General features: G+C 29.1%; 20 protein-coding genes. 12 read left to right on the plus strand and 8 right to left on the minus strand.

The window, feature by feature from the left end:
• Positions 1 to 58: 58 nt before the first annotated feature.
• The 3 genes from J3359_RS04555 to J3359_RS04565 all read right to left on the minus strand — a co-directional run bounded on the left by J3359_RS04555 (position 59) and on the right by J3359_RS04565 (position 2,880).
• Positions 59 to 757 (minus strand): hypothetical protein, encoded by a 699-nt coding sequence (locus tag J3359_RS04555; protein WP_208079567.1) that lies wholly within the window; start codon positions 755 to 757, stop codon positions 59 to 61.
• Positions 758 to 1,127: 370 nt separating this feature from the next.
• A complete protein-coding gene (locus tag J3359_RS04560) occupies positions 1,128 to 1,826 on the minus strand; it encodes a LytR/AlgR family response regulator transcription factor (RefSeq protein ID WP_243765983.1) in 699 nt (232 codons plus the stop codon).
• Complete coding sequence (locus tag J3359_RS04565) at positions 1,819 to 2,880, minus strand: sensor histidine kinase (protein WP_208079568.1); 1,062 nt, start codon at positions 2,878 to 2,880, stop codon at positions 1,819 to 1,821. Before J3359_RS04565 ends, J3359_RS04560 begins: the two co-directional genes overlap by 8 nt.
• 250 nt (positions 2,881 to 3,130) lie before the next feature.
• On the opposite strand from J3359_RS04565, the gene J3359_RS04570 reads away from it, so the two are divergent.
• A complete protein-coding gene (locus J3359_RS04570; RefSeq protein WP_208079569.1) occupies positions 3,131 to 5,530 on the plus strand; it encodes a TonB-dependent receptor in 2,400 nt (799 codons plus the stop codon).
• 224 nt (positions 5,531 to 5,754) lie between these two features.
• On the opposite strand, the gene J3359_RS04575 is transcribed toward J3359_RS04570, so the two are convergent.
• Complete coding sequence (locus tag J3359_RS04575; protein ID WP_208079570.1) at positions 5,755 to 8,220, minus strand: exopolysaccharide transport family protein; 2,466 nt, start codon at positions 8,218 to 8,220, stop codon at positions 5,755 to 5,757.
• Positions 8,221 to 8,226: 6 nt separating this feature from the next.
• Complete coding sequence (locus tag J3359_RS04580) at positions 8,227 to 9,024, minus strand: polysaccharide biosynthesis/export family protein (RefSeq protein ID WP_208079571.1); 798 nt, start codon at positions 9,022 to 9,024, stop codon at positions 8,227 to 8,229.
• Between the two features lie 89 nt (positions 9,025 to 9,113).
• On the opposite strand from J3359_RS04580, the gene J3359_RS04585 reads away from it, so the two are divergent.
• The 4 genes from J3359_RS04585 to secA all read left to right on the plus strand — a co-directional run bounded on the left by J3359_RS04585 (position 9,114) and on the right by secA (position 14,450).
• The gene (locus tag J3359_RS04585; protein ID WP_208079572.1) at positions 9,114 to 9,887 is read left to right on the plus strand and encodes an O-methyltransferase; all 774 of its coding nucleotides are present in this window, start codon (positions 9,114 to 9,116) and stop codon (positions 9,885 to 9,887) included.
• Between the two features lie 105 nt (positions 9,888 to 9,992).
• Positions 9,993 to 10,565: a cob(I)yrinic acid a,c-diamide adenosyltransferase gene (locus J3359_RS04590; RefSeq protein WP_208079573.1), complete on the plus strand. Its 573-nt coding sequence runs from the start codon at positions 9,993 to 9,995 to the stop codon at positions 10,563 to 10,565.
• A gap of 170 nt (positions 10,566 to 10,735) precedes the next feature.
• Complete coding sequence (locus J3359_RS04595) at positions 10,736 to 10,957, plus strand: DUF2795 domain-containing protein (protein WP_036785931.1); 222 nt, start codon at positions 10,736 to 10,738, stop codon at positions 10,955 to 10,957.
• Positions 10,958 to 11,108: 151 nt separating this feature from the next.
• Positions 11,109 to 14,450: a preprotein translocase subunit SecA gene (gene secA / locus J3359_RS04600; protein ID WP_208079574.1), complete on the plus strand. Its 3,342-nt coding sequence runs from the start codon at positions 11,109 to 11,111 to the stop codon at positions 14,448 to 14,450.
• Positions 14,451 to 14,625: 175 nt separating this feature from the next.
• Here secA and J3359_RS04605 read toward each other — a convergent pair whose 3' ends face one another.
• A complete protein-coding gene (locus J3359_RS04605; protein WP_208079575.1) occupies positions 14,626 to 15,423 on the minus strand; it encodes a hypothetical protein in 798 nt (265 codons plus the stop codon).
• Between the two features lie 162 nt (positions 15,424 to 15,585).
• Here J3359_RS04605 and J3359_RS04610 point away from each other — a divergent pair, with 162 nt between their 5' ends.
• Positions 15,586 to 15,903 (plus strand): Fic family protein, encoded by a 318-nt coding sequence (locus tag J3359_RS04610; RefSeq protein ID WP_208079576.1) that lies wholly within the window; start codon positions 15,586 to 15,588, stop codon positions 15,901 to 15,903.
• On the opposite strand, the gene msrA is transcribed toward J3359_RS04610, so the two are convergent.
• Complete coding sequence (msrA, locus tag J3359_RS04615) at positions 15,900 to 16,553, minus strand: peptide-methionine (S)-S-oxide reductase MsrA (RefSeq protein ID WP_208079577.1); 654 nt, start codon at positions 16,551 to 16,553, stop codon at positions 15,900 to 15,902. The two genes, J3359_RS04610 and msrA, sit on opposite strands and share 4 nt — an antisense overlap.
• A 353-nt stretch (positions 16,554 to 16,906) precedes the next feature.
• On the opposite strand from msrA, the gene dnaX reads away from it, so the two are divergent.
• Positions 16,907 to 18,598: a DNA polymerase III subunit gamma/tau gene (gene dnaX, locus J3359_RS04620; protein ID WP_208079578.1), complete on the plus strand. Its 1,692-nt coding sequence runs from the start codon at positions 16,907 to 16,909 to the stop codon at positions 18,596 to 18,598.
• Positions 18,599 to 18,664: 66 nt separating this feature from the next.
• Positions 18,665 to 20,314 (plus strand): MutS-related protein, encoded by a 1,650-nt coding sequence (locus J3359_RS04625; RefSeq protein WP_208079579.1) that lies wholly within the window; start codon positions 18,665 to 18,667, stop codon positions 20,312 to 20,314.
• 250 nt (positions 20,315 to 20,564) lie between these two features.
• Here J3359_RS04625 and J3359_RS04630 read toward each other — a convergent pair whose 3' ends face one another.
• Positions 20,565 to 22,406 carry a cation:proton antiporter gene (locus J3359_RS04630; protein ID WP_208079580.1) on the minus strand — a complete coding sequence of 614 codons (1,842 nt, stop codon included), beginning with the start codon at positions 22,404 to 22,406 and terminating at the stop codon, positions 20,565 to 20,567.
• Positions 22,407 to 22,531: 125 nt separating this feature from the next.
• On the opposite strand from J3359_RS04630, the gene J3359_RS04635 reads away from it, so the two are divergent.
• The 4 genes from J3359_RS04635 (at position 22,532) to J3359_RS04650 (ending at position 26,679) form a co-directional block, all read left to right on the plus strand.
• On the plus strand, positions 22,532 to 23,365 hold the full coding sequence (locus J3359_RS04635) for a universal stress protein (protein WP_208079581.1): 834 nt from the start codon (positions 22,532 to 22,534) through the stop codon (positions 23,363 to 23,365).
• Position 23,366: 1 nt separating this feature from the next.
• Positions 23,367 to 25,556, plus strand: a complete 2,190-nt coding sequence (locus J3359_RS04640) for a SulP family inorganic anion transporter (protein ID WP_208079582.1) — start codon at positions 23,367 to 23,369, stop codon at positions 25,554 to 25,556.
• A gap of 2 nt (positions 25,557 to 25,558) precedes the next feature.
• Positions 25,559 to 26,140 carry a MiaE family protein gene (locus tag J3359_RS04645; RefSeq protein WP_208079583.1) on the plus strand — a complete coding sequence of 194 codons (582 nt, stop codon included), beginning with the start codon at positions 25,559 to 25,561 and terminating at the stop codon, positions 26,138 to 26,140.
• Between the two features lie 107 nt (positions 26,141 to 26,247).
• On the plus strand, positions 26,248 to 26,679 hold the full coding sequence (locus J3359_RS04650) for a DUF4268 domain-containing protein (protein ID WP_208079584.1): 432 nt from the start codon (positions 26,248 to 26,250) through the stop codon (positions 26,677 to 26,679).
• Positions 26,680 to 26,780: the final 101 nt, after the last annotated feature.

The following is a 26,780-nucleotide window of genomic DNA, read 5'->3' on the forward strand; positions in this document are numbered from 1 at the left end:
TATCTATTACTGTTGAAATAACAAAATCTAATACTTTTTAGACAGCCTCCATATTATATTACTTTATTATAAATTCGTTTACGTTTATTACTGATTTATTTTTCTTTAAAAAAGCTTCTTTTTTAAAATTATCGAAAGAGGCTTTAGAGGGCCAAGATGTTAATATTATAAAATTTGGTTTATACATATAACCTACAGAAGATTTAGGGTTATTTAGTCCTAAAAGAATAGTAGCTCCATTTTTCTTTGCCATTTTTGTCCATTCTTTTTGAAAATTTTTTATATCATTTTTGTTTTTTAGCCAATAAGCAGTAGCCACATTTAATTTTTCTGAATGTAGCTCAAAAGAAGTATTTTCGTTCATTTCGAAATAAGAAAGGTAAAAAGTAGACCACATTTTTCTTCTTTGTTGATGAAAGTCTGGTACTTTTTTGTCAATTTCATTTAAAAATTGTTCTCTAGCAGTCAAATTTTTCCACTTTCCAAAAACAAAATTACCAGGTTGTAAACCACCTTCTGTAGTTTCTGTAATATTAAGAATTGGTTGTGGAGTATATCCTGTTTGTAATGCAAAAGCAAATGCTGTTTTTTTGTATTCTGGAAAATATTTACCCATATCTGGTTTTCCTGTAAAAAGTAAAATATCTAATACTTCACCTTTTTTAAAATTTAATTTTATAACTTTAGATTGCCCATTTACATTCGATAGACTTAATAAAAAAATTGCTAATACTGTAATTAAATTTAATTGTTTCATAATTTATAATTTTTGTTTTAATATGAATTGCGAATGTAAAATGACATTATAAAACAGAAAAATAAAGTGGGTTAGATAAAGTACGCATACTGTAAATGGACTTATTTTATAGGAGGTTTAAGAATTTTTTACGAAAATCTAAGAATTTAATTTAAATAACGTGAGTTAGACACACTACTAATTAGCTACTAACCACTTAATTATTTTTCTTTTGAAAATTACTATTATTTCGTATAACGTAAGAAGAGGAATCTTACAAATTGTGGTTATAAATTATGAGGTTTCTCTTATTATCGAAATGGCACAAAAAACTAAACACCTATATTAATTTAAAATAGAATTATATATTGTTTCTTAAATCGAACTCTTATTAAATAGAATTAAAAAAAGGAATTAAATTTTCTTTGTAACTATTTCCTATAGGAATTTCAATTTTACCAACTTCCACATCATTTTTAGTAAACGCTGTAATTTTATGGGTGTTTACTATGTAAGATCTGTGAATTCTAATAAACCTTTTATCAATTTTTTTCTCAAAAGCAGAGATGCTTTCTTTAATCATTAAGGTATCTTCTTTAAAATGTATCTTAATATAATCTTTAAAACTTTCTAAGTATAAAATTGCATCAAAATCTATTTTAATCTGTTTTTTAGCTTTATTTACAAATACATAATTATTTCTTTTATTCTTATTTTCAGTTATTAAATTACTAGAATTATAAGTTCTTAAGAATTTTTGGATGGCTAAAAAAAATCGTTCAAAAAAAATGGGTTTTAACAAATAATCTATAGCATCTAATTCGTAACTATCTAAAGCATAATCTCTATAAGCCGTTGTAAAAATTACTTTTGGTTTGTTTGCCAAATTTTTTAGAAAAGTTGTGCCTTTTAAAACAGGCATTTCTATATCTAAAAAAAGTAAATCTACTTTTTCTAAACTTAAAATACTACTCGCTTCAATTGCATTGGCGCAAGAAGCTACCAATTTAAAATTGGGTAATTTATTTAAATAACTTTCTATAAGTTCTCTTGCTAAAGGCTCATCATCTACAATTATACAATTATACATTATCTAATTTTAAGTTGGCAGAAAACCAGTTTGTTTTATTCTCTATTATTAAATTATAAGCTCTAGGGTATAATAATTCTAGCTGTTTTTTAATATTTTGTAAGCCTATAGATTCTTTATTTGTTTTAGAATTTACTGTTAAAGGTTTACTATTTTCTACAGTAAAAATTAATTGCTCTTTATTTTTTAATATTTTAATATTTATTTTTGCTTTATCGATTTCATTAACAACACCATGTTTAAAAGCGTTTTCTACAAAGGTTAATAATAAAAGTGGTGCAATTTTTTCTTTTCCTGTAATATTTTTCTCGAAAGAAATTTTTACTCGATCTGCATATCTAATTTTTTCTAGAGAAAGGTAATTTTCAATCAATTCTATTTCTTTGTCTAAAGAAACATAATCATCATTACATCTATATAAAATATAATCTAAAATTTCTGAAAGTTTTTGAATAACCTTTGGTGCAGCATCCGATTTTTTTAAGGTTAATGCATATAAATTATTTAGAGTGTTAAATAAAAAATGCGGATTCAATTGATTTTTTAAAGCAGCCAATTCAGCTATTTTTTTCTGCTCATTTAAATGAAGCAAATGCTGTTTTTCTACCAATAATTTAAAAATTAACAACAACAAAGTTGGATACAATAGATACAAACTTTTTACAATAAATTCGCTAAAATTAGTTAATCTTCCTATAAAAGAAGCATCTACAAAACGTTTTACATAAACTGCATACGTTTTAGGAAAAGTCGGCTCAAAATAATTCATATAAATTAGCGTACAAACTATATAATAGGTTAATAAAGTAATTACAAAAGAAAATATAAAAGCATTTTTTCTTTGTTGGTATAAAAGTTTAGGAATTAAGAGTTCTAAAATAACAAAAGCCATTGTAATTTGCAGTGTTGCTCTTATAGCGTAAGTAATTATTAATTCTTCTGTGGTGGAGAAGTACCAACTGGAAGTTGATGCAGAAAAAAGAAAAATTATGATTCCAAAAATTAGATATCTAAATTTTGAGTTTGCTAAAAATTGTTTTGCTTTTTTAAGCATAAAATGATTTCTAAAAATTTTACTTGGTAGCCTTACAATACCAAATAATAAATATAGTAAAAAGAGTGTTTGGTATCCTTAAATAGATGCTAAAAAAAGCTTTTTTAATGCCAAATAGTGTTTTGCAGTAGACAAAAACATTTTATCTTCGTTTTAAACCAATTTGTCATAATTAATTCGGCCTCTATCATCGCTTTTAAAGAGATATTCATTTTACGTTTAGTTTCGCTAAATAATCAAAAAAAGTAAAATGAATTATTTAAAAAAATTAATCCTAATCGAGTATTCATCTAATTTTAAGAATTACTACTTAACGTTTGTTTTTTTTCTGTTTTCAGTTGCACTTTGTGCTCAAAAAGGAACAGTTACAGGAACCGTTTTAGACAAAGAAACGAAACAAACAATACCTTATGCAAACATTATTTTAAAGGTTGCAGACAAAATAATTTCTGGAGGAATTACGGATGATTATGGAAAATTTAAAGTTTCGAAAATTGAATTAAAAACGTATAATTTACAGATTCAATTTATAGGATTTAAACCCATTTCTAAAACAATTACGTTTAATAAAAACCAAACCAAGATAGATTTAGGGAACATTTTACTTGAAGAAGATGCTGTTTCATTAAATGAGATTGCAATTACTTCGGAACGCTCTACAATTGTACAAAAAGTAGATCGAAAAGTAATAAGCATTGGTAAAGATTTAACCACAGTTGGTGCATCTGCTAGTGATATTATGACAAATATACCCTCTGTAACTATAAATCAAGATGGCGATATTTCTTTACGAGGAAATGAAAATGTTCGTATTTTAATTGATGGAAAACCCACCAATTTAAGTGCCAGGGAATTACTGCAGCAAATACCTGCTACTTCTTTAAAAACGATTGAGTTAATTACAAATCCATCTGCCAAATACAATCCAGAAGGTATGAGTGGTATTATTAATTTTATTCTTAAAAAAGATGCAAATTTAGGTTTTAATGGTTCTTTTAATTCTGGCTTTACTTATGGAGAAAGAGCTAGATACAATAATGCTATTAATCTAAATTATAGAAAAGGAAAACTAAATTTTTATGGTAATTATGGTAACAGACTGGGTAAAAGTCTTGCTTTTGGAAACATTACCAGAACCATAGAACGAGTTTCGCAAACTACTAACAATGTTAATGATAATACTTCTCATTTAGTAAAACTTGGGTTTGATTATTTTATCAATAATAAAAATACATTCTCTTTTTATACCAATCGAAATTTTGCAAAAAATAAAATTAATGGAAACAGAGATATTCTTTTTTTTGATAATTCTTCCAATAATTTTAATCAAATTGATATTACAAACACAAACAATACAAATGCAAGTTATAATTTTGATTTTAAACATAATTTCGAAAAAGAAAAGCATAGCGTAGAATTAGAAGTTGATTACAATACTTTAGATAGCGATAACAATTACGATTTTATTTTTTCTGGCAACAAGCCTTCTGCAGATTATGTAGAGTCGATTACCAACAAAAAAACAAATACAACTATTAATTTAGATTATACAAAGCCACTTTTAGCCAATACAACTTTAGAACTAGGTGTAGAAACAAGGTTAAGAAATACAGATAATATTTACCAAACAGGAAACCCAAACTTTAATAATGCTACCTTTTCTTACGATAGAGAAATTTACTCTTTTTATGCAACTTTTAGTCAGTTTTGGAACAAATGGCAATACAATATTGGTTTGCGTTTAGAAGATTATAATGTAAATGCACAATTTTTTGAAAATGGAAAAACGCCTTTTTTCTTTACAGATAAACTGTTTAATGTTTTCCCATCAGGTTTTTTAAAATATACACCTAGTAAAACTAGTAAAAATGCGTATCAATTTAGTTTTAGTAGAAGAATAGATAGACCTTCGTTAAACCAAATAAACCCAATTAGGCAATTAAATACACCCCAAATTGTTATTACAGGCAACCCAAGTTTAGTTCCACAATTTACCAATTCTATTGAGCTAAATTACATCAGAAAAATTAACAAAGGAAATGTTTCTTTTGGTAGTTTTTACAGACAAATTTCAAATGAAATTAATAGAAGAGGTTTTTTTGATGCTGATAATCCTAATTTATTAATTATAGATTACGATAATTTTAATAACAATAATGCTTACGGATTAGAACTTTCTGCTTCTTATAAACCGTTAAATTGGTGGACAATTAATAGTAGTTTTGATGTGTATTCTAGAGCACAAAAAGGGGTAATAGAAAACGAAAATGTTTCTGTAAATAACACGTTATTAAATGCAAAAATAAACCAAAGCTTTAAAGCTACTAAAAACCTAACTTTTCAATTATTTGCATTATATACAGGTAAACAAAAAGTATTACAATATGAGCTTAAAGAAAACTACTTTGTAAATGCAGGAGCTAGATATAATTTTGCAAAAGGTAAAGGAACATTAAGCATTAATTTTAACGATATTTTTAAAACACAACGTTTTGCTTTTGAAGCTTATAGAACGATTATACAAACTGGAGAGTTTAGAAGAGATTCAAGATCTGTTTTTGTAGGTCTTTCCTATTTATTTGGCGGAAATAATAAAAATGTAAAACGCAAAAAAAGAGATAGAAACGAAAAAGCAGATAAGTTTTTATAGTAATTGTTTGAATTTTAATATCTGCAAACAGTCTTTTAAATTAATTTAAAGGGCTGTTTTTTTTTGATATATTATTTAACGTGAGCTCGATACATTACTAACTAAATAAACAACTATTAACCACTTAAGTGTTTATAAAAAATAAATATAAACTTTATTTCTTGCAAAAAACCTGTTAAGCTTTAAAAACAAAAAAGCATCGAATTAACGATGCTTTTTAAAATTTATTTCTTTAATTTAAAAATATTCATCAATTTAGAAAAGAAACCTTCTTTAACTTCATTTTCGTGATAACCATAGCCATATTTTCCATAGCCATACCCATATCCGTAACCATAACCATAGCCATAGCCATAGCCATATTTACTTTTAATGGAAAAGTCGTTTAATACGTAACTAATGTTGGTTACTTCTTTGTTTTTGTACTTATCGTCAATCATTTTCATCATTCCTTTTTCGGTATAATTCTGACGAATTACATAAATTACAGCATCCGAATATTTAAACAATTCCAAAGCATCTGATACTAAACCTACTGGAGGCGTGTCTATAATTACGTAATCGTAATCTTTTTTTAACTGAGTAAACATTTTGTCTGCAGCATCATTTAGTAATAATTCTGATGGATTTGGTGGTATTGGTCCTGATAGGATAACATCTAAATTCGGGATTTTTGTTGCTATTTTTACTTCGTCTAACGTTTTTTGATTAATTAAATAATTTACAATACCTACGTCATTCGATAAATCGAAATCATCATAAATTTTTGGTTTACGTAAATCCAAACCAACTAATATTGTTTTCTTTCCACTTAATGCAAAAACAGTTGCCATGTTTATGGAAATCATTGTTTTTCCTTCTCCACTTACAGAAGATGTTAATATTAAAGTTTTTGACTTGTTTTGATCTGTGTTTTTAAATAAAAACTGAATGTTGGATCTTAATGCTCTAAAAGATTCTGAAACCGAAGATTTTGGTCTTTCGAAAACCGCCAAATTATTCTTCGTAGAATTTCTACCCACAACACCTAAAACAGGAATTGCATAGTTATTCTGAATTTCTTCTGCAGTATGTATTTTACTGTCTAACAGCTCTCTAACTATTATATAAAGCAATGGAAAAACAATCCCTAGCATTAAAGCCACCATGTAATTAAAACTTGGTTTTGGGTATAAAGGTCCTTCTCCTAAATCTTTTGCAGTATCTACAATTTTAACATCAGAAACATTTGCGGCAATTGCTGTTCCTGCTTCGTATTTTTTCTGTTTTAAATAATTATAATTTGCTTCCGATAATTCGTAATCTCTTTGGAAAGTAATTAAGCCTTGTTCTTTTCTTGGAAGCCTTTTTAATTTAGATTTATAAGAAGCTAAATTTACATTTATTTTACGAAGCTTATTGGAATTTAGCCTTAAAAGAGAAGATATATTTTCTAATAGATTATTTTTAATAATGTTTAGTTCACTTGTTATTTTTTTAACTTCTGGATGAATATCTTTAACTGATTTTCTCATCTGTTCTCTAAAAGCAGATTTCGCTACATATTTATTAATTAAATCTACTATTTTAGGGTCTTGTAGCACTATTGTAGCTGGTACCAACTTATCTTTATTAAAAGAATTATTACTTCTTAGATAAGTTCTTAAGCCTACTAAGTAATCGTTATAATTTTGTAATTCTTTTCTATCTCTTTCTAATTGAATCGTTTCCTCATAAAAAGAAGATCCTTCTGTTGACAAGTCGAAAATGTTGTTAGACTCTCTATAATTTCCAAGATTTTCTTCAATCTCTTTTAATTTTATAGTTTCTTCTTTAAAAAGTGTATCTATATAAGCTTCTGTCTTAACAGCATATTCTATTTTTTGAACTTGCTTAATAGAGTCTAAAACTTGTACTGTTGTATTTAAATAATCTACAATTCTATTTTTATTTGTTCCTTCTTTCTGCAAAACTAATAGCGAAGCTGCTTTGGTTACAGTATTTACAGAAATACCCTTATTTGCTTTTACAGTTCCATCGAAATTACCAAATCGTATAAAATATTTTTCTCCAATTGTAAAAGTACCAATCTTATCTATTTTAAAATTTAAGAAATTAGTCTTAATAGAGTCTTTTACATTAAATTCTTCTGAATAGTATGAAGAGTTGGTACTGTAATTCTCTATGGTATTCGAATTATAAGTTATTATTTTATTATTGCCAGACTCATTAAATTCTGTAGAAATTTTGTAGGTATTTTCTCCTGTAATTTCAAGCGATATAAGCTTTCCATATAATTGTGGTTTTTTAACATTTAAAGCTACTTTAAAAGGTGTATAACCATAAACATCTGCCAATCGAAAACGACCTTCTTTTAAATACTCTACATAAAATTGCAACCTTTTTACAACAATTTCGTTGTGCGTTCTAGAAGTTAAAGTAACTTTAACTGTTTCTAATTCGTCACTTGCTCCACCCCAATTAAACGCAATATTGGTTCCTGTAGAAAATAGTGGGTTGTTTTCTTCTTTTACAGAAATTACAGTATTTAAACTGTAAATTTTTTGCATATAACCATTCATAAATTTGGCGATAATTAAACCAATAACTATGGTTACTAAGAATAACTTCCAATATGCCAATACTTTATATAAATAATCTTTAACATCTATATTAGGTTGGTTAGCTGTATCTTTTAATTGGTTGCTCATATTAAATTATAAATTTCTAGCCAATATAATGGTCGATGTTATTAAAGAAAGTACAGTAACAACAGTAGTTAAACTCTGTAAACCTGTAGTTCCTGTTCCCCAAGATTTCTGTTTTAAAGGAAGCACGTTTATATAATCGTTTGGTTTTATGTAAAAAACTTCCGAATTAAAAGCATCTATATTTGTTAAATCTATTGTATATTTTTTTGTTCCAGCCATAGTTTGTCTTACTATTTCAACTGCTTTTCTGTTTCCAACATCTGTAATATCACCAGAATTGGCAATTGCATCTAAAATAGAAACTCTATTTTGATAAATAATTTTTGTACCTGGATTTTCTATTTCTCCAAATATTGTATATTTTATTCCTGCTAATTTTACAGCTACAAAAACATTTTCTCCTTCTTTTACAAAATCCTTTAACTTATCTTCTATCTTTTGTTGCACTTCCTCTACTGTATAACCTAAAACATTAACATTTCCTAAAGTAGGTACACGAATATTTCCATAGTTATCTACACTATAATCCGAATAATAATTAGCATTACCAGAAAAACTTTGATTTGAATTTACTGTATTTGAACTAATGTTTTCAGTTTTTTTGAAAACAGAAACCAATTCTTGGTTGTTAGATTTTATAATAATATTAACCATATCGTCTATCCGTAACTTATAAGGGATATCGTTAATTCTCTTAATTTCTGTATTCGCTTTTGGTTGACCTTGTAAATACCTTAAGTCTTTATTTGACACACAAGAGCTAAAAAAAATAATTAGTAAAGGAATTGTAATGTAGTATTTCATTTTTATTTTTGGTAACATAAGTTACAAATATACTTTTTATGGATGTAAAGCTATAATTTTATTTTACTTTCGTTTTTCATTTTTACAGAATGTCTAATATAGCAATAAAATATTTTATTTTTTTATTAAAATCTACCAATCAACATGGGGTACATTCGCCTTTTGTGTATAATTTGGTTACCAAATGTTTTTACAAAAAAACGAATAATAACCTATGGAACTATTTTCTTACCATAAAAAAACACCTACTAGACAACAAAAAAAACATAAAAGTCACCGATTTTGGTTCTGGATCTCGAATTTTTAAAACAAACGAACGTGAAGTTGCTAAAATTGCGAAAATTGCAGGAATTTCTAACACAAAAGCAAAACTATTAATTAAAGTTATAAATTATTTTAAACCAGAAAACTGTTTAGAAATTGGTACTTCCATAGGTTTGGCAACATCTGCCATAAAAATTGGGAATGAGAATACAAAAATAACCACCTTAGAAGGCTGCCCAGAAACGAGTAAAGTTGCCAATGAACTACTAATAAATAACTTCAAAAACATAAACCTTATCACAGGAAATTTTAATAAAACACTTCCTGAAATTGTAAAAAATAACAAATACGATTTTATTTATTTTGATGGAAATCATACCAAACAATCAACATTAAATTATTTTAGAACTTGCTTAAAAACTATCCATAACAACTCTATTTGGATTTTTGATGATATTTATTGGAGCCAAGAAATGCAAGAAGCTTGGACAGAAATTAAAAACCACCCTTCTGTAACAGTTACTGTAGATATTTTTCATTGGGGAATTGTTTTCTTCCGAAAAGAACAAGAAAAAGAACATTTTAAAATAAGAACTTGAAAAAGATGTAATTGTTTAATTGTTAAACTCTCTTAATTAAAATAACTACATACCTTAAAGTTTGTAACTTTGAATTTTAAATCTTAAACTTTCGAACCTCTTGATATGAAAATATACACAAAAACTGGTGATACAGGAACTACTGCCCTCTTTGGAGGAGCCAGAGTAAAAAAATACAATTTACGCATCGATTCTTATGGAACTGTAGACGAATTAAACGCTTATATAGGTTTAATAAAAGACCAAGAAATAAATGCTGATGTTAAAGAATCTCTTTTAAAAATACAAAACGAATTGTTTACTTTAGGTGCAATGTTGGCAACTCCACCTGAAAAAGAAACTCTAAAAAATGGTAAAGAGCGTTTAAATATTCCTAAAATAGATGAAGATGCTATCTTATTTTTAGAAAATGAAATCGATAAAATGGATGCAAAATTACCGCAAATGACTCATTTTATTTTACCTGGAGGCCATCAAGCAGTGTCATTCTGTCACGTAGCAAGATGCGTTTGTAGACGCGCAGAACGTCTTTCTGTAGAGCTAAATGACGAAGAAACAATTAATAATGACATCCTAAAATACTTAAACCGACTTTCTGACTACCTTTTTGTGCTGGCACGAAAATTGTCTAAAGACTTACAAGTAGAAGAAATCAAATGGATACCTACTAAAAACTAACACGTTCTTTTTTTATCGGTTAGAAGAAATTTTAATTTTTATTTAAACACTTAGTTCATTAACAATAAGATGCTTAAAAAAAATAAAAAAGACTTCACAATAAATTTCTTAAAAAAGACTTGCATAATTCAGCAAAAAAATTATTTTTGCACAAAATTAAACAATAAGAAATGTATTGGACATTAGAATTAGCATCTTATTTAGCAGATGCACCTTGGCCAGCAACCAAAGACGAATTAATAGATTACGCTATTAGAACTGGAGCTCCTTTAGAAGTCGTAGAAAATCTACAAGATATAGAAGACGAAGGCGATTCTTACGATTCGATTATAGAAATCTGGCCAGATTATCCCACTGAAGATGATTATCTTTGGAATGAAGATGAATATTAAAAATTTTAAAACCATATAAAAAGTCTCTAAAGAGGCTTTTTTTTTGTTTTGAAATTCATTGAAAATAGTACTTTTTTTCAAGTTTTTAAAAACTTGATTCACAATTAAATAATGTCAGTTAATTTTTTAGCTGATTAAATCATAAATAAAAATGAGCATTTTAAACTCCGTAATTAAACTTTTTGTTGGAGACAAACAAGAAAAAGATTTAAAATCTTTACAACCAATTGTAGAAAACGTTAGAAAATTCGAAGCAGAATTTTCTAAATTATCTAACGACCAATTAAGGGCAAAAACAATTGAATTTAAAGGCAGGATTCAAGAAGCTACAAAACCATTTAACAACAAAATTGCTGTATTAGAAGAAGAAGCTAAAACTGCAGATATAGACAGGCAAGAAGACATTTATACAGAAATAGATGCTTTAAAAGACGAAGCTTACAAAGTTTCCGAAGAAACATTAAATACAATTATGCCAGAAGCTTTTGCAGTTGTAAAAGAAACAGCGAAACGTTTTGTGGAAAACAAAGAAATTGAAGTTACTGCAACTCCTTATGACAGAGAATTGTCTGGCGAGAGAGATCATATCGAATTAGATGGCGACAAAGCTTTTTGGGCAAATTCTTGGGATGCTGCTGGAAAACCAGTTACTTGGGACATGATTCATTACGATGTACAATTAATTGGTGGTTCTGTTTTACATCAAGGGAAAATTGCAGAAATGATGACTGGAGAAGGAAAAACTTTGGTTTCTACTTTACCAGTTTATTTAAATGCTTTAACAGGAAATGGTGTGCATTTGGTTACTGTAAATGATTATTTAGCAAAACGTGATAAAGCGTGGATGGGACCAATTTTTGAATTTCATGGTTTTACGACAGATTGTATCGATTACCATCAACCAAATTCAGATGCACGTAGAAAAGCTTACAATGCAGACATTACCTATGGAACAAATAACGAATTTGGTTTCGATTATTTGCGTGATAACATGGCGAGTTCTAAGGACGATTTAGTACAAAGACCACCAAATTATGCAATTATAGATGAAGTTGATTCTGTTTTAATTGATGATGCAAGAACACCTTTAATTATTTCTGGTCCAGTTCCACAAGGAGACAGACACGAATTTACCGAATTAAAACCTTTAGTTGCAGATATCGTTTCTTTACAAAGACAACATTTAGTAGGTGTTTTAGCGGAAGCTAAAAAATTAATTGCAGATGGAGATACCAAAGAAGGTGGTTTCCAACTATTAAGAGTTTACAGAGGTTTACCTAAAAATAAAGCGTTAATTAAGTTTTTGTCTCAAGAAGGCATCAAACAAATTCTTCAAAAAACAGAGAATTATTACATGCAAGACAACAATAAATTAATGCCAGAAGTGGATCAAGATTTATACTTTGTTGTTGAAGAAAAAAATAACCAAATTGATTTAACCGATAAAGGAATCGCACATTTATCAGAAAAAACACAAAACGACAGTTTCTTTGTTTTGCCAGATATTGGTGTAAAAATTGGCGAAATTGATAACGCAGATATTTCAAAAGAAGAAAAAGCAAAACAAAAAGACGAGTTATACAAAGACTTTAGCATAAAAAGCGAACGTATTCATACGATGAATCAGCTTTTAAAAGCCTACACAGTGTTCGAAAAAGATGTAGAATATGTGGTTATGGACAATAAAGTAATGATTGTTGATGAGCAGACTGGACGTATTATGGATGGTCGTCGTTATTCAGACGGATTACACCAAGCTATTGAAGCCAAAGAAAATGTAAAAATTGAAGATGCTACACAAACCTTTGCAACAGTTACACTTCAAAATTACTTTAGAATGTATCGCAAACTGTCTGGAATGACAGGAACTGCGATTACAGAAGCTGGTGAATTATGGGAAATTTACAAATTAGATGTTGTAGAAATTCCTACAAATAAACCAATTCAAAGAGACGATAAACAAGATTTGGTTTATAAAACTGCTCGTGAAAAATACAATGCAGTAATCGACGATATTGTAAAATTAGTCGAAGAAAAAAGACCAGTTTTAGTAGGAACAACTTCTGTAGAAATATCGGAATTATTAGGTAGAATGTTACAAATGCGTAAGATTCCTCATAATATATTAAACGCAAAATTACACAAACGAGAAGCAGATGTAGTTGCAGAAGCTGGTAAACCAGGAGTAGTTACAATCGCAACAAACATGGCAGGTCGTGGAACCGATATTAAGCTTTCACCTGAAGTAAAAGAAGCTGGTGGTTTGGCAATTATTGGTACAGAAAGACACGATTCACGAAGAGTAGATAGGCAATTAAGAGGACGTGCAGGAAGACAAGGAGATGTTGGTTCTTCTCAATTTTATGTGGCTTTAGACGATAATTTAATGCGTCTTTTTGGTTCGGACAGAATTGCAAAAATGATGGATAAAATGGGCTTAAAAGAAGGCGAAGTAATTCAGCATTCTATGATTACCAAATCTATTGAAAGAGCACAAAAGAAAGTAGAAGAAAACAACTTTGGTATTCGTAAGCGTTTATTAGAATATGACGATATTATGAACTCGCAACGTGAGTTTGTTTACAAAAGAAGACGAAATGCTTTGGATGGAAAACGTTTGCAAGTAGATATTGCAAACATGATTTATGATACGTGTGAATCTATCGTAAACTCTAATAAAGCCATTAAAGATTATCAGAATTTCGAATTTGAATTGATTAAGTTTTCTTCGATGACTTCTCCTTTTTCTGAAGAAGAATTCGATAAAATGTCCGAAAAAGAACTTACAGACAAATTATACGACATTGTTACAGAACATTATAAAAACAAAATCGAAAGAAATGCGGTTTTAGCATTTCCTGTAATTAAAGATGTTTATGAAAATGAAGGAGATAGATACGAACGTATTGTAGTTCCTTTTACAGATGGAACAAAATCTTTACAAGTAGTTACCAATTTAAAAGAAGCGTATGAAAGTGAAGGAAAAAGTTTGGTTACAGATTTCGAGAAAAATATCACTTTAGCAATTATAGATGAAAATTGGAAAGAACATTTACGTAAAATGGACGAATTAAAACATTCCGTACAAAATGCATCTTACGAACAAAAAGACCCTTTATTAATCTATAAATTCGAAGCTTTTGAATTGTTTAAACAAACTGTAGACGAAATTAATAAAGAAGTATTGTCTTTCTTATTTAAAGGAGAATTACCTGCACAAGATAGGTCTCAAATTTCCGAAGCTCGTCAACAAAAAAGACAGCGTTTAAACACGAGTAAAGCAGATGTGCAAAATTCTACAGAACAAGCAATTTCTAATTCTCGTCAGCAATCTTCAGAACCTGTTGAAACCATTGTTAGAGAGCAACCAAAAATTGGTAGAAACGAACGAGTTACCATTAAAAATGTAATGAGTGGTGAAGAAAAAGAAGTTAAATTTAAACAAGCAATTCCTTTAATTGAAAAAGGAGAATGGGTTTTAATAAATAAATAAATAAATAACAACCACTTATACGCCTATTAAGTAGAAGCTAAAATTAATTAGTAAGTCCAAAAATTTCTAAATTAGAAAATTTTGGACTTATTTTTTATGATTGAGGCTGTAAACCCAATCTTCCTTACTCTTATGTTTAAAGAGTAGTATGTTTTAAAAGTATTTAATATTATTTCTATTCTTCGAAAATAGTAATCTTCTTATCGTAATTAATTTTCCCACCATAGATGTAGCCTTCCAGTATCAGGCAATACACCATTTCTGTTAAAAAGGGCAATTTTGTAAGCTCATTTAACTCGTATTTAGCACGATACTTATGTTTTTTTCCATCGAAAGTGGTAAAAACTTCGTTATTAATAATTGTACTTTTTCCTTTTGCTATAAGATTATGCTCTGCATCATAAATTTTTATAGGTGTAAGGCTAGTAGCAAGATAATGATCTGGAGATTTTACATACCCTATTACCTTAGTACCTTGAGATCCCCCCTTAACAATAGTACCATCGCGTTTTACGAAGGCATCTATAGCTTTTGCTCTTACTTCGTTAGCTTTTTCGACTTTTTTAGCATCTGTAACAGCAGTACCTGTTTGTTCTACCAGTTTTTTAATAGCACTTACATTAAGACCAGAGTCGAGGTTCCAATAATTGTTTTCAACAAGGTATTCTATGGTACCTTTTTCTGTTCTAAAACCTATTTCGCTACTAGGTAGTTCCATTTTCTGATTAGTAAAATTAAAATTAAGTACATAAAAATAGTCGTTACTTTCTCCACTATCACCCATTACACGCTCTACTCGAAAAGAATGATTATTAAGGTCTTTAATAACATAACCACCATTATTATAATTAGAAAATCCAATGTGCTTGGTTTGGTTGTATAAAATCTCACCTTGTTTTACTTTAATTTTTTGAGTAGAAGAACAACTCATTAAAGAGATTAATGTAAGTAAAAATACTGTTTTTAAATTCATTTTATTATTATTTTTAATTGGTTTCAAATATAGTTAAAACTATGCTTTTGTTCATTTTACTTTGGCTTTTGGCTTGTAAAAAAACACGAATTTTTAAACAGTTTTCCTGTTTTAAATCTCATTAAATTATCAATAAAAACAACACTTTAACATCTATTTGAAATGTTTTTCAGGGGATGGCTAATTAATTATAATTCAAATCATTTAGAAGGAAATACTTTAACTTATGAACAAACTCAGCTTTTACTATTTTTTGCCAAAAGTTCTGGCGATGTTCCAGTAAGTGATATTGAAGAGATGAAAGCTCATGATGTTGCTCTTTCTCAAATTAAAGAAATGGCAAAAGATAACGAGCGTCCATTATCTGAACTTTTTATAAAAGAACTTAATAAAACAGTTCTTGTGAAACCTTTTTGGAAAAATGCTGTCTCTTCAAATGGTATTCCTACTCGAAAAAGAATAGAAATTGGCAAATATTAATGAGCATCTTTCTTCAATAATTCTGGGAATTTCTTTTTAAAACGATTCAATCTTGGAATAGAAACTGCTTTTACATAACTCTGGTTCGGATTCCTTTTTTCAAAATCTTGATGATACTCTTCAGCCTTATAAAAACGCTTTAATTTAGTTACCTCTGTTGCGATTTTTCCATTGTACACTTTATCATTTAAAATAGTTAAAATAGTTTCAATTGTTTGCTTTTCTTCTGCAGTTTTGTAAAAAGCAATCGAACGATATTGTGTTCCATAATCTGGGTGTTGCCCATTTACAGTTGTTGGGTCGTGAGAACCAAAAAACACATTTACCAAGGTTTCAAAACTTACCACTTTAGGATTGTAATAGACTGCAACTGTCTCTGCATGTCCTGTTTTTCCTGTTCCAATTTTTTCGTAAGTTGGGTTTAACGTATTTCCTCCAGCATAACCAGAAACTGCTTCCTCTACTCCTTCTACGCTCTCGAAAATAGCTTCAACACACCAAAAACAACCACTTGCAAAATAAGCAACTTTGGTGCCTTCTTGCGGAACATACACTGCTTGTTGGTCGTTTTGTTTTTTATTCGAAAATCCAAAACAAGAGATTAGTAAAAGTGTAAAAGAAAATATTAAAAATGGTTTTATCAATTTCATATGTATTTATTATAGATTATTATTAATTAAAAATTGCACTAAGAACATTGCATAAAAATCTCAGTGCAATTTTCGGAACTTTTAATTCGAAAATGAACCTTTCGAACACTTATTCAGTCGTAAAATTACGCTTCTATTTACAGTTGTTTACAACTTTAGTATTTTATTAAGAAACCTATTTGTATAAACCCCTTTAGATGGTTATTTTTGTTAAATAATCATTAAAACAGTCTTGTTAATTAGTGAAAAACTAAAATTTTAAGCTTAGAGTTCTCGACTGCGCTCGAACAGACATAGAAGTTTTGAGTTTTTTACTACAAAAGAAGAAACAACATTAGCATTAATATAAATAAATGGAGCATTTTATAGTATCAGCACGTAAATACCGTCCTCAAAATTTCGAGGATGTTATTGGGCAACAAGCCATTACAAACACGTTAGATAACGCTATAAAAAACAATCATTTAGCGCAAGCTTTGTTATTTACAGGGCCAAGAGGCGTTGGTAAAACTTCTTGTGCAAGAATTTTGGCAAAGAAAATAAACCAACAAGATGCAGCATTGTCAGAAGACGAAGATTTTGCGTTTAATATTTTCGAATTAGATGCAGCTTCTAATAATTCTGTAGATGATATTCGAAATTTAACCGACCAAGTTCGCATTCCACCACAAACAGGAAAATACAAGGTTTATATTATTGATGAAGTGCATATGTTGTCGCAAGCAGCATTTAATGCCTTTTTAAAAACGTTGGAAGAACCGCCTGCACATGCTATTTTTATTTTGGCAACTACAGAGAAGCACAAAATAATTCCTACGATTTTATCTCGTTGTCAAATTTTCGATTTTAAAAGAATTGGAGTTTTAGATGCTAAAAATTATCTAAAAAGCATTTGCGAGAAAGAAAATATTATTGCAGAAGACGATGCTTTGCATATTATCGCTCAAAAAGCAGATGGTGCCATGCGTGATGCTTTGTCTATTTTTGATAGAGTTGTAAGTTTTTCAGGAAAAAACTTAACTCGTGAAGCAGTTACCGAAAACTTAAATGTTTTAGATTACGAAACCTATTTTACGATGACTAATTTAATGCTTCAAAATAAAATTCCTGATGTTTTAAACGCATTTAATATGGTTTTAGGAAAAGGTTTTGAAGGACATCATTTTATAAACGGATTGGCAAGTCATTTTAGAGATTTGTTGGTGGCAAAAGACAAAGCGACTTTAGAATTGCTGGAAGTTGGAGATACTGCCAAAAAGAAATATTTAAAACAAGCAGAAAAAGCAAGCATTCCTTTTTTAATGCAGTCTATTGAAAAAGCAAATAATTGCGATTTGAATTATAGAGCAAGTAAAAACCAACGTTTGCTGGTGGAGCTAACGCTCATGCAAATTGCCTCTATCACTTTCGATGGAGAAAAAAAAAAGCCAGCTAACTACATAATTCCTGCTACTTTTTTCCAAGCACTTTCACCTGCAAAAAAACAAATTGTAAAACCTGTTGAAAAAAAGGTAGAAACTCCTGTTATTAATTCCCAAACTCTTGCTACAGAGAAAAAGATTGTTAAAAAACCAATCTTAAATATTGCAAAAAGGCGGTCTTCTCTTTCTTTAAAAAGTATTCACGAGAAAAAAGAAAAGAAAAAAACGATTGTTGAAGAAAATTTCGACAATCACCCAAAAGACGTTTTTACAGAAAAGGAATTGCAAGAACTTTGGAAAGAATACACTGCACTTCTACAGAAAAAAGGAGAAAGAAGTATGGCTTCGATTGTAGGCACAGATGTACCAAAACTGAATGATAGCTTTAAAATTTCGTTTACAGTTCCTAATAAACTAATGCAAGACCAGTTTTTAAAAGGGCGACCAAAACTATTAAAATTTTTGCGTGAAAAATTAAACAATTACGGAATAGATATTGTAACTGTTTTAAATGAAACTGTAGAAAAAAAATTCGCTTATACTCCACAAGAAAAGTATAATAAGTTAAAAGAGAAAAATCCGCTTTTAGATAAATTACGCCAAACTTTTGAGTTGGATTTGTAACAAAAATTACTTTATTTCTACAAATAGAAGTACTTAGGAAGTAAAATTTAAGTGATTATATCAACTATGAACTATTTTTTAGCATTATTATTCATTTTTACTTCTCTTTATATTTTTAAAAGATTTTCAAACAGAAGAAAACTAAAAAAAATTAGAGCTTCCCTTTCCGAAAATTGGGGAAAAGAATATAAGAAATCTCATTATAACTTTTTTGTAATTGGTAAATACTTCAATAATAATTTTAATAAAAGTGAAGCTTATCATATCATCTCAGAAAAATGTAAAATAGATTTAGATATTGACGATATTTTTAAATTTATTGATAGAACATCTTCAAAAATTGGCGAGCAATATTTATACTTTAAATTGCGAACAATTGGAAGTATTGAAAATCTTTTAAAATTTGATTCTCTTGTCGATTTCTTCAAATTGAACAAAAAAGTTAGTATTTCTTTTCAAATGGAATTATCGAAATTAAATTCTAATAACTCTTATTATTTAGAAGAATTAATTAACGATAAACAGTTAGAAAAACCAAAATACATGTGGTTGATAATTACACTTACCATTAGTGCAATTTCATGTTTAATTTTAGCTTTTTTTAATCCGTTTTTTGGTTTGGCTTTAGTTCCAATTTCAGCTATAAATATGGTGTTTCATTATAAAAACAAACACAGTGTTACTTATTATTTAAATGGTGTAAATCAATTGTCCAGAGCTTTAAATGTTAGTAAAGAATTAAGTAAACATCCTTACATAAAAACATATTTTAAAGACCTTTCTTTTATTCAAAAAATAAAATCGATTAAATTTAAGACAGAATTCATTGCTTTTGAAAAAAATGTTAGTAATGAGTTTTTATTTGCTTTTTGGTTCTTATTTGAGATTATTAAAATTCTTTTTAATATTGAATATTTAGTATTTTATAGTTTTATAGATTCCATTACCAAAGAGAGAAAAAGTATTGAAAAAATGTTCCTTTTTATTGGAGAAATTGATATCGCTATTTCTACAGCTTCCTTAAAATCTGGAAATTTAAAAATTTGTAAACCCACTTTTACCAAAGATAAAACTATTGATTTTACAGATATTTACCATCCTTTAATTGAAAATTGTATCGAAAATAATATACTGTTAAATAATAAGAGTATGTTGTTAACTGGCTCTAACATGTCAGGAAAAACAACATTTATAAGAACAGTTGCTGTTAATAGTATTTTGGCGCAAACATTGCATATTTGCTTTGCAAAAAAATACGTAGCACCATATTATAAAGTATTTTCTTCAATAAGAATTACAGACAATTTATTAGACGATACAAGTTATTATTTACAAGAAGTTTTAGCTGTAAAAGAGTTAATAAATGCTTCATTAAATTTAGAACCTTGCTTATTTGTTTTGGATGAAATTTTTAAAGGAACAAATACTGTTGAAAGAATTTCTGGTGGAAAAGCAATTTTATCTTTTTTGAATAAAAAACAACACACAGTTTTAGTTTCAACGCACGATATTGAGTTAACAGAACTTCTGGAAAAAGACAATTTTGCGTTATTCCACTTTAGTGAAAAAATAAAAGATGATAAATTGTTATTCGATCATAAATTAAAAGCAGGAAAACTAAAAACAAGAAATGCAATTAAAATATTAGATTTATATAAATATCCACCAGAAATAATTAAGGAAGCAAAAGATGTAGAGTCTACTTATTTTTCTTGACTTTTTTACACTTCAATTTAATAAACAATTCAATAGCAATGGGTTTTAACCCATTGTGATATGTTTTCGACTAATGTTGGCTTCAGCCAAAATATTTACAAGTAGCGTGGAAATTTTGGCTAAAGCCATTTGTGTGAAATTTATTCATATCATCCAGCTAAAGCTGGTTGCAATTGACAAGGTTTTAAGTTTTAAGTCGCAGTTGCAGTTTTCAGTCGTAGTTGATAAAAAACTTTGCGACTTACTTTTCCTAATTTTTAACACTTTCTTTATTTTCTTCCAAAGGCTTTCCTAAATACACCAAAGTGCAGTTTTCTTTAGGCTCTTCTAATTTTTCATATTCAGGAATTAGGTAAATTTCTTCTCCTTTTCTAACGAATAAAGGTACAGATCTCGATTCTCTAAACAATTTAGAAAGCATTGCTTCGTAAGCATCATTGGTTTCAATTTCTACCTCGTAAATTTTAGGGTTGTCTCTAAAAGCTTCACTTAAATTAATATAATCGTCTTTTGGAGTTAAAAACTGAGTTCTACTATTTAATGTCTTATTTCGAATCTCTTTAGAAGTTGCCAATCTAAAAGCGCCATGTTCGCCAAAAGATTCCGAAAAATTGTTAATTGCATATTGGTTTACAGCCTCACTACCTGTCATTGCAATTAAATAACCAACATCGTTTAATTCGATATTATCTGTTAAATCTTCATCATAAATATTAATTGTATATGCCTCTAAATCCATATTATTCGCTTCTTGAATAAAGTTTTTATTAGAATCTATCAAAACAACTCTTTTATCATTTTCTTTTAAATAATGCGCTATTAATCTTGCAGGGCTAGATGCTCCCACAATTAAAATCGCATTCGAACTTTTTAGAAAAACATCTACTAATTTTGCAAATAATCTTGCAGTTGTGGCGTTTAAAAGTACGGTTCCTAAAACAATCATAAAAACCAAAGGTGTAATGTATTCTGCACCTTCTACGCCTTCTTTTAATAATTTACTTCCAAATAAAGAAGCGATTCCTGCAGCCACAATACCTCTTGGTCCCACCCAACTTATAAATAGCTTCTCGTTTAATTTTAATTTAGAATTATGTGTACTTGCAAAAACGGCCAAAGGTCTAATTACAAAAACTACAATTGCAAATAAAATAGCAGTTTTCCAAGTATATAACAGCAGTAAATCTTCCATATTTATGTTTGCTGCTAATAATATAAAAAGGATAGAAATTAATAAAACACTTAGAGATTCTTTAAAATAGAGAAGTTCTTTGAGGTTTTTTAATTTTCCGTTTCCTAAAACCATTCCCATAACAACAACCGCCAAAAGACCAGATTCATGCGCAAAAAGTTCCGATTCTACAAAAACTAATAGCACTGTAGATAAAGAGACTACATTTAATAAATAATGAGGAATTAGTTTTTTGTTAACAGCGTATGCCAATGCATGCGCAAATGTAAAACCAAAAGCAGTACCAAATAACAAAATTTTACCAAATTCTATTAAAGCGGTTTTAGTAAACCCTCCATCTCCATCTACACTAATAAATTCAAAAACCAATACTGCAACTAAGGCTCCAATCGGATCAATTAATATTCCCTCCCATTTTAAAACCGTAGAAATATCTTTCTTTAAAGGAATATTTCTTAAAATTGGTGTAATTACAGTTGGTCCTGTTACAATAATTAACCCTGCAAAAAGAAAAGAAAGTTCCCAACCTAAATTAAAAACATAATGTGCCACAATACCTGCTCCAAAAAATGTAATTGTAGAACCAACAGTAATTAATTTTGTAATTACGGGCCCAACATTTTTAATTTCGGCTCTTTTTAATGTCAACCCACCTTCAAAAAGAATAATACTAATGGCTAAGGAAACAAAATAATACAAACTTTCTCCAGGAAATAGTCCTTTTTTTCCATTCCAAATGGGCTCAATCCACTTAGAACCATCTTCGCTTAAGAATTCAGCAGCAATTGGCCCCACTAATAAGCCTATTAAAATTAAGGGTAAAATAGCTGGAATTTTAAATTTCCAAGCTACCCATTGAGCCAATATTCCTAAAATAATTATTCCTGCTAATTCTAACATACATTTTCAATTTTCAAAAAAGTAAATTTAAGGATGTTTCCCTATGATAAAAATAATTTTTTAGTTTTTTTCTTTCTTATAAAGTTCCCTATATTGTGCATTCAACCTAATTTTAAAATCTTTTTTTGCAACAAATTCATAAAATTTTAATAGGAATTGCGTTTTCGCCGAATTTAAAAGCAAATCTTTTCGAAGCCATTAGAATGGCAAATATGTTTAATGCTAAATTAGTAGGCGTTCACGTTGGAAAAAAAACACTCGAAAAAGAGCAAAATATTAAAGCTCTATTAACAGAAGCAGAAGTTCTAAAAAAACCACTGAAAACAATTTGGCAAGAAGGCAAACCTGTAAATGTAATTTTAGAAACATCTGCAAAAGAAAACATAGATTTATTAATTTTAGGAGCCATTCAACAAGAAAATTTGCTACGATATTATGTGGGTTCTATTGCCAGAAAAATTACAAGAAAAGCAAATTGCTCTGTTTTGTTACTAATTAAACCATCAGTTAAAAGAATACCATGTAAACATATAATAGTAAATGGATTACACGATACAAAAACAAAAGAAACCATTAAGACTTCTATCTTTTTTTCTAAAAATTTAAGCTGTAAAAAATTAACGATTGTCGAAGAAATTAGTCAGGCAGAATTACATGTTACAGTTAGCGACGATAAAACGTTAAGAAAATCTACAATCGTAAAAGAACGCATAAAATCTAGAGAAGATTTTCGTGTAAAAAATATTTTAAAAGAAATTAATTGTGAAGGAATCGATATAAAAACACAAAGTATTTTTGGAAAAAGAGGCTATTCTATCGGGCATTATGCACGTGTAAAAAGAGCCGATTTATTAGTAATGAATGCACCTACTAAAACAGGAATTTTCGACCGAATTTTTCCACACGACATCGAATATATTTTATCGGAATTACCAACAGATGTTTTAATTGTAAAATAAAATGACAAAGAAAAGTACATTTAAAACGTTTGTAAGCGAGCTTCCAAAAAACCTGTTTTCTGGTTTTGTGGTTTCCTTAATCGCACTTCCATTGGGTTTAGGCTTGGCTTTGGCTTCTGGGGCACCACCAATTTCTGGAATTATTGCTGCTATTATTGGTGGAATTGTGGTTGCACTTATTGGAGGTTCTCATGTAACCATTACAGGCCCTGGAAATGGCTTAGTAGTTGTTATTTTAGCTTCAATTACAACACTTGGAAATGGAGGTATGCAACAAGGTTTTTTATACACGCTTGCTGCGATTGTAATTTCTGGAGTTATTATGATTATTCTCGGATTTCTAAGAATGGGCTCTTTAGGCGACTTCTTTCCTGCTTCTGCCATCCAAGGAATGTTGGCGGCTATTGGAATTGGAATTTTTGCCAAGCAAATTCATGTAATGTTAGGTGATTTAAAAGCTAAAGGAAGCATTATAGATTTGTTAATTCAGATTCCTGAAGGAATTCTTAATTTTATAAAAACGGACGATTCCAGCACGTTTTATGCAGGGTTGATAGGAATTGTAAGTTTGTTTATCATGATTTTTTACAGTAAAATTAGAAATCGATATTTTCAATTAATCCCTGCTCCTATGTGGATTGTGGTTTTAAGTGTTGGTTTATATTACTATTTTGATTTGTTTTCTGCTCACGATTACCCAATCCATAAAGATTTATTAATTAATTTGCCAAACGATATTTTGTCGAATTTTGCGTTTCCTGATTTTGGGAAAGTTTATCATGCCGATTTTATAAATGCTGTAATTGCAATTACCTTAATTTCTAGCATCGAAAGTTTGTTAAGCATAAAAGCGGTTGATAAATTAGATCCTCTAAAAAGAAGATCGAACATAAATAAAGATATTAGAGCTTTAGGAATTGCCACAGTAATTAGTGGTTTTTTAGGTGGCTTAAATGTTGTAACTGTAATTGCGAGAAGTTCTGTAAATGTAAATAATAAGGGAAGTAATAAATCTGCAAACTTTTTTCACGCTACTTTTTTAGTCCTTTTTATTGTTTTATTTGCAGCTGAATTAAGAAAGATTCCACTACCAGCTTTGGCGGCTATTTTAGTCTTTACAGGTTACAAATTAGCAGCTCCAAAGAACATTCAAAAGGTATTTAAGATTGGTAAAGAACAATTAATAATATTTACAGTAACACTTTTAGTAACAATTTATACAAGTCTGATTATTGGAATTTTAAATGGAATCATTATCACATTCGTAATACATGTTTTTATCAATAAAAACGTGCTATTGTTTATTAAAAATGCTTTAAAGCCAAATGTGCTAATGTTTAAAGAAGATGAGAAATATTATGTGAGTGTAAAGAACTTTTCTTCGTTTTTAAACTACACAAAACTAAAAACGAAATTAGATCAAATTCCAGAAACGCAAGAAGCCATTATCGATTTTTCTTTATGTGATTTTGTAGACCATTCTGTGATGGAAAATATGAGTAATTACATCGCAAATTTCGACAGAAAGGGTGGGCATTTTGAAGTGATTGGTTTAGACGATGCAAAATCTGGAAGCGCACATCCGTTTGCGATGCGTAAATTGTTACCTAAAAAGTTTGTCCCAAAAGAACGTGTTTTAACCAAAAGACAAAAATCGATTCAGAAAATTAGCGAAGAAATGCATTATTCTTATGATGCTTTTTCCGACATAGAAATGGAAGAGTTACCAAATTTCGGGTATTTTAAAACAAAAAATATAGATAAAGTGTCGAATGTACTTTCTAATGAAGATTGTACGATGTTCGATGTTCAGTTTTCGGAAGGAGAGCTAATTGCAAAACAAGTTATTAAAGCAACCATGCTACATATTCATCCTAAAAAAATACTTCCTAAATTTACGTTAGATAAAGAAGGAGTTTTTGAATATATTTATCATTTTGCGGGTTATAAAGATATTGATATTGATGCGCATCCAGATTTTAGCAAACGCTTTTATTTATCTGGAAAAAATGAAGAAAAAATTAGAGATTATTTTACAGATGAATTAATTTTGTTTTTTGAAAGCAACAAGCAATACCATATTGAAGCGACAGACGTTGGTCTTTTAGTAATTGACAAAGAACGTTTGGCAAGTGTAAAAGAAATGAAAGCCCTCGCCTATTTTGGTTCTGGCTTACAAAAAATACTATAAAAATGTTAGGATTACAGTTTGAAACCGAAACTTCTTGGGCAGAAATTGCCAAAGTAAATTTAGAACAAATACTTACAGATCATGCTTTTTTAGAGCAAAAAGCAGCTTCGAATGCTGTTTCTATTATTATTAATTATTCCGAAGAAACCGAGCTTGTAAAAGAAATGAGCAATATTGCCATCGAAGAAATGCAACATTTTAAAATGGTGCATCTTTTAATGGTAAAACGTGGAATGGTTTTAGGAAGAGAGCAAAAAAACGATTACGCAATTCGTTTGCAAAAATTTTTCCCAAAAACAAAAGATAGAACCAATGCTTTGGTGCAACGTTTATTAATTGCGGCTTTAATTGAAGCCAGAAGTTGTGAGCGTTTTAAGGTTTTTTCTGAAAATATGGAAGATGAAGAATTACAAAAATTCTATAAAAACTTAATGATTTCTGAAGCTGGACATTACACTACTTTCTTACAGTTTGCAAGAGAATACCAAGACAGAGCAATTGTAGACGAAAAATGGAACGCTCTTTTGGCTTTTGAAGCAGAAATAATGCGTGAACGTGGAAATGTTGCGAAGATTCATGGATAATCCCATCTTAATCTTCCCTAAGGGAAGAAATACTGTTGTGGAGTTGGATGTTTTTTGAACCTTGAATTTTTGAAACTTTGAAACTTATTTACAACTAAAAAACGAACATGTTTAGCAAAGACGAAGCTGCACAACTACGAAAAGACTTTTGGACAAGTTTCGGGAAATCGTTTCCGAGAAAGTGGTTGTTGTACAATACTAAAATTAAAGGTTTTTCTTTTAAGTTTGTGGCAGATAGAAAGAAAGCAATGGTTTGTTTAGATTTGGAAAACACAGATGAGTTGGTTAATATGCTATATTACGACCAGCTTCTATCTTTGAAGTCGTTAATGGAAAATGACATTCCTGAAATTGTTTTTGATAATGAATATGAATTAGAAAGCGGAAAGTTAATTCATAGAATTTATGTGCCTTTTGATAGTAAATTTAGTATTTACAATAAAAATACTTGGCGAGATTGTTACGAGTTTTATATGGAAACAATGCCAAAATTCGAACTTTTCTTCTATGAATATGAAGATGTTATAAAAAATATTTAACCTTTTTAATGATTGCAATTTGTTAGCAAACAAGCATGCGTTAGAGATTGAAGCATTTGTTTGAGCTCTTTTATTGCCCTTAGGCAAATAAAAAGCGAGTG

Origin of the sequence: Polaribacter cellanae (assembly GCF_017569185.1) — a bacterium.
Classification (GTDB): Bacteria; Bacteroidota; Bacteroidia; order Flavobacteriales; family Flavobacteriaceae; genus Polaribacter; species Polaribacter cellanae.

Coding starts and splice junctions, on each gene's coding strand:
- J3359_RS04555 (WP_208079567.1), bottom strand. CDS start 757: ATGAAACAATTAAATTTAATTACAGTATTAGCAATTTTTTTATTAAGT.
- J3359_RS04560 (WP_243765983.1), bottom strand. CDS start 1,826: ATGTATAATTGTATAATTGTAGATGATGAGCCTTTAGCAAGAGAACTT.
- J3359_RS04565 (WP_208079568.1), bottom strand. CDS start 2,880: ATGCTTAAAAAAGCAAAACAATTTTTAGCAAACTCAAAATTTAGATAT.
- J3359_RS04570 (WP_208079569.1), top strand. CDS start 3,131: ATGAATTATTTAAAAAAATTAATCCTAATCGAGTATTCATCTAATTTT.
- J3359_RS04575 (WP_208079570.1), bottom strand. CDS start 8,220: ATGAGCAACCAATTAAAAGATACAGCTAACCAACCTAATATAGATGTT.
- J3359_RS04580 (WP_208079571.1), bottom strand. CDS start 9,024: ATGAAATACTACATTACAATTCCTTTACTAATTATTTTTTTTAGCTCT.
- J3359_RS04585 (WP_208079572.1), top strand. CDS start 9,114: ATGTCTAATATAGCAATAAAATATTTTATTTTTTTATTAAAATCTACC.
- J3359_RS04590 (WP_208079573.1), top strand. CDS start 9,993: ATGAAAATATACACAAAAACTGGTGATACAGGAACTACTGCCCTCTTT.
- J3359_RS04595 (WP_036785931.1), top strand. CDS start 10,736: ATGTATTGGACATTAGAATTAGCATCTTATTTAGCAGATGCACCTTGG.
- secA (WP_208079574.1), top strand. CDS start 11,109: ATGAGCATTTTAAACTCCGTAATTAAACTTTTTGTTGGAGACAAACAA.
- J3359_RS04605 (WP_208079575.1), bottom strand. CDS start 15,423: ATGAATTTAAAAACAGTATTTTTACTTACATTAATCTCTTTAATGAGT.
- J3359_RS04610 (WP_208079576.1), top strand. CDS start 15,586: ATGTTTTTCAGGGGATGGCTAATTAATTATAATTCAAATCATTTAGAA.
- msrA (WP_208079577.1), bottom strand. CDS start 16,553: ATGAAATTGATAAAACCATTTTTAATATTTTCTTTTACACTTTTACTA.
- dnaX (WP_208079578.1), top strand. CDS start 16,907: ATGGAGCATTTTATAGTATCAGCACGTAAATACCGTCCTCAAAATTTC.
- J3359_RS04625 (WP_208079579.1), top strand. CDS start 18,665: ATGAACTATTTTTTAGCATTATTATTCATTTTTACTTCTCTTTATATT.
- J3359_RS04630 (WP_208079580.1), bottom strand. CDS start 22,406: ATGTTAGAATTAGCAGGAATAATTATTTTAGGAATATTGGCTCAATGG.
- J3359_RS04640 (WP_208079582.1), top strand. CDS start 23,367: ATGACAAAGAAAAGTACATTTAAAACGTTTGTAAGCGAGCTTCCAAAA.
- J3359_RS04645 (WP_208079583.1), top strand. CDS start 25,559: ATGTTAGGATTACAGTTTGAAACCGAAACTTCTTGGGCAGAAATTGCC.
- J3359_RS04650 (WP_208079584.1), top strand. CDS start 26,248: ATGTTTAGCAAAGACGAAGCTGCACAACTACGAAAAGACTTTTGGACA.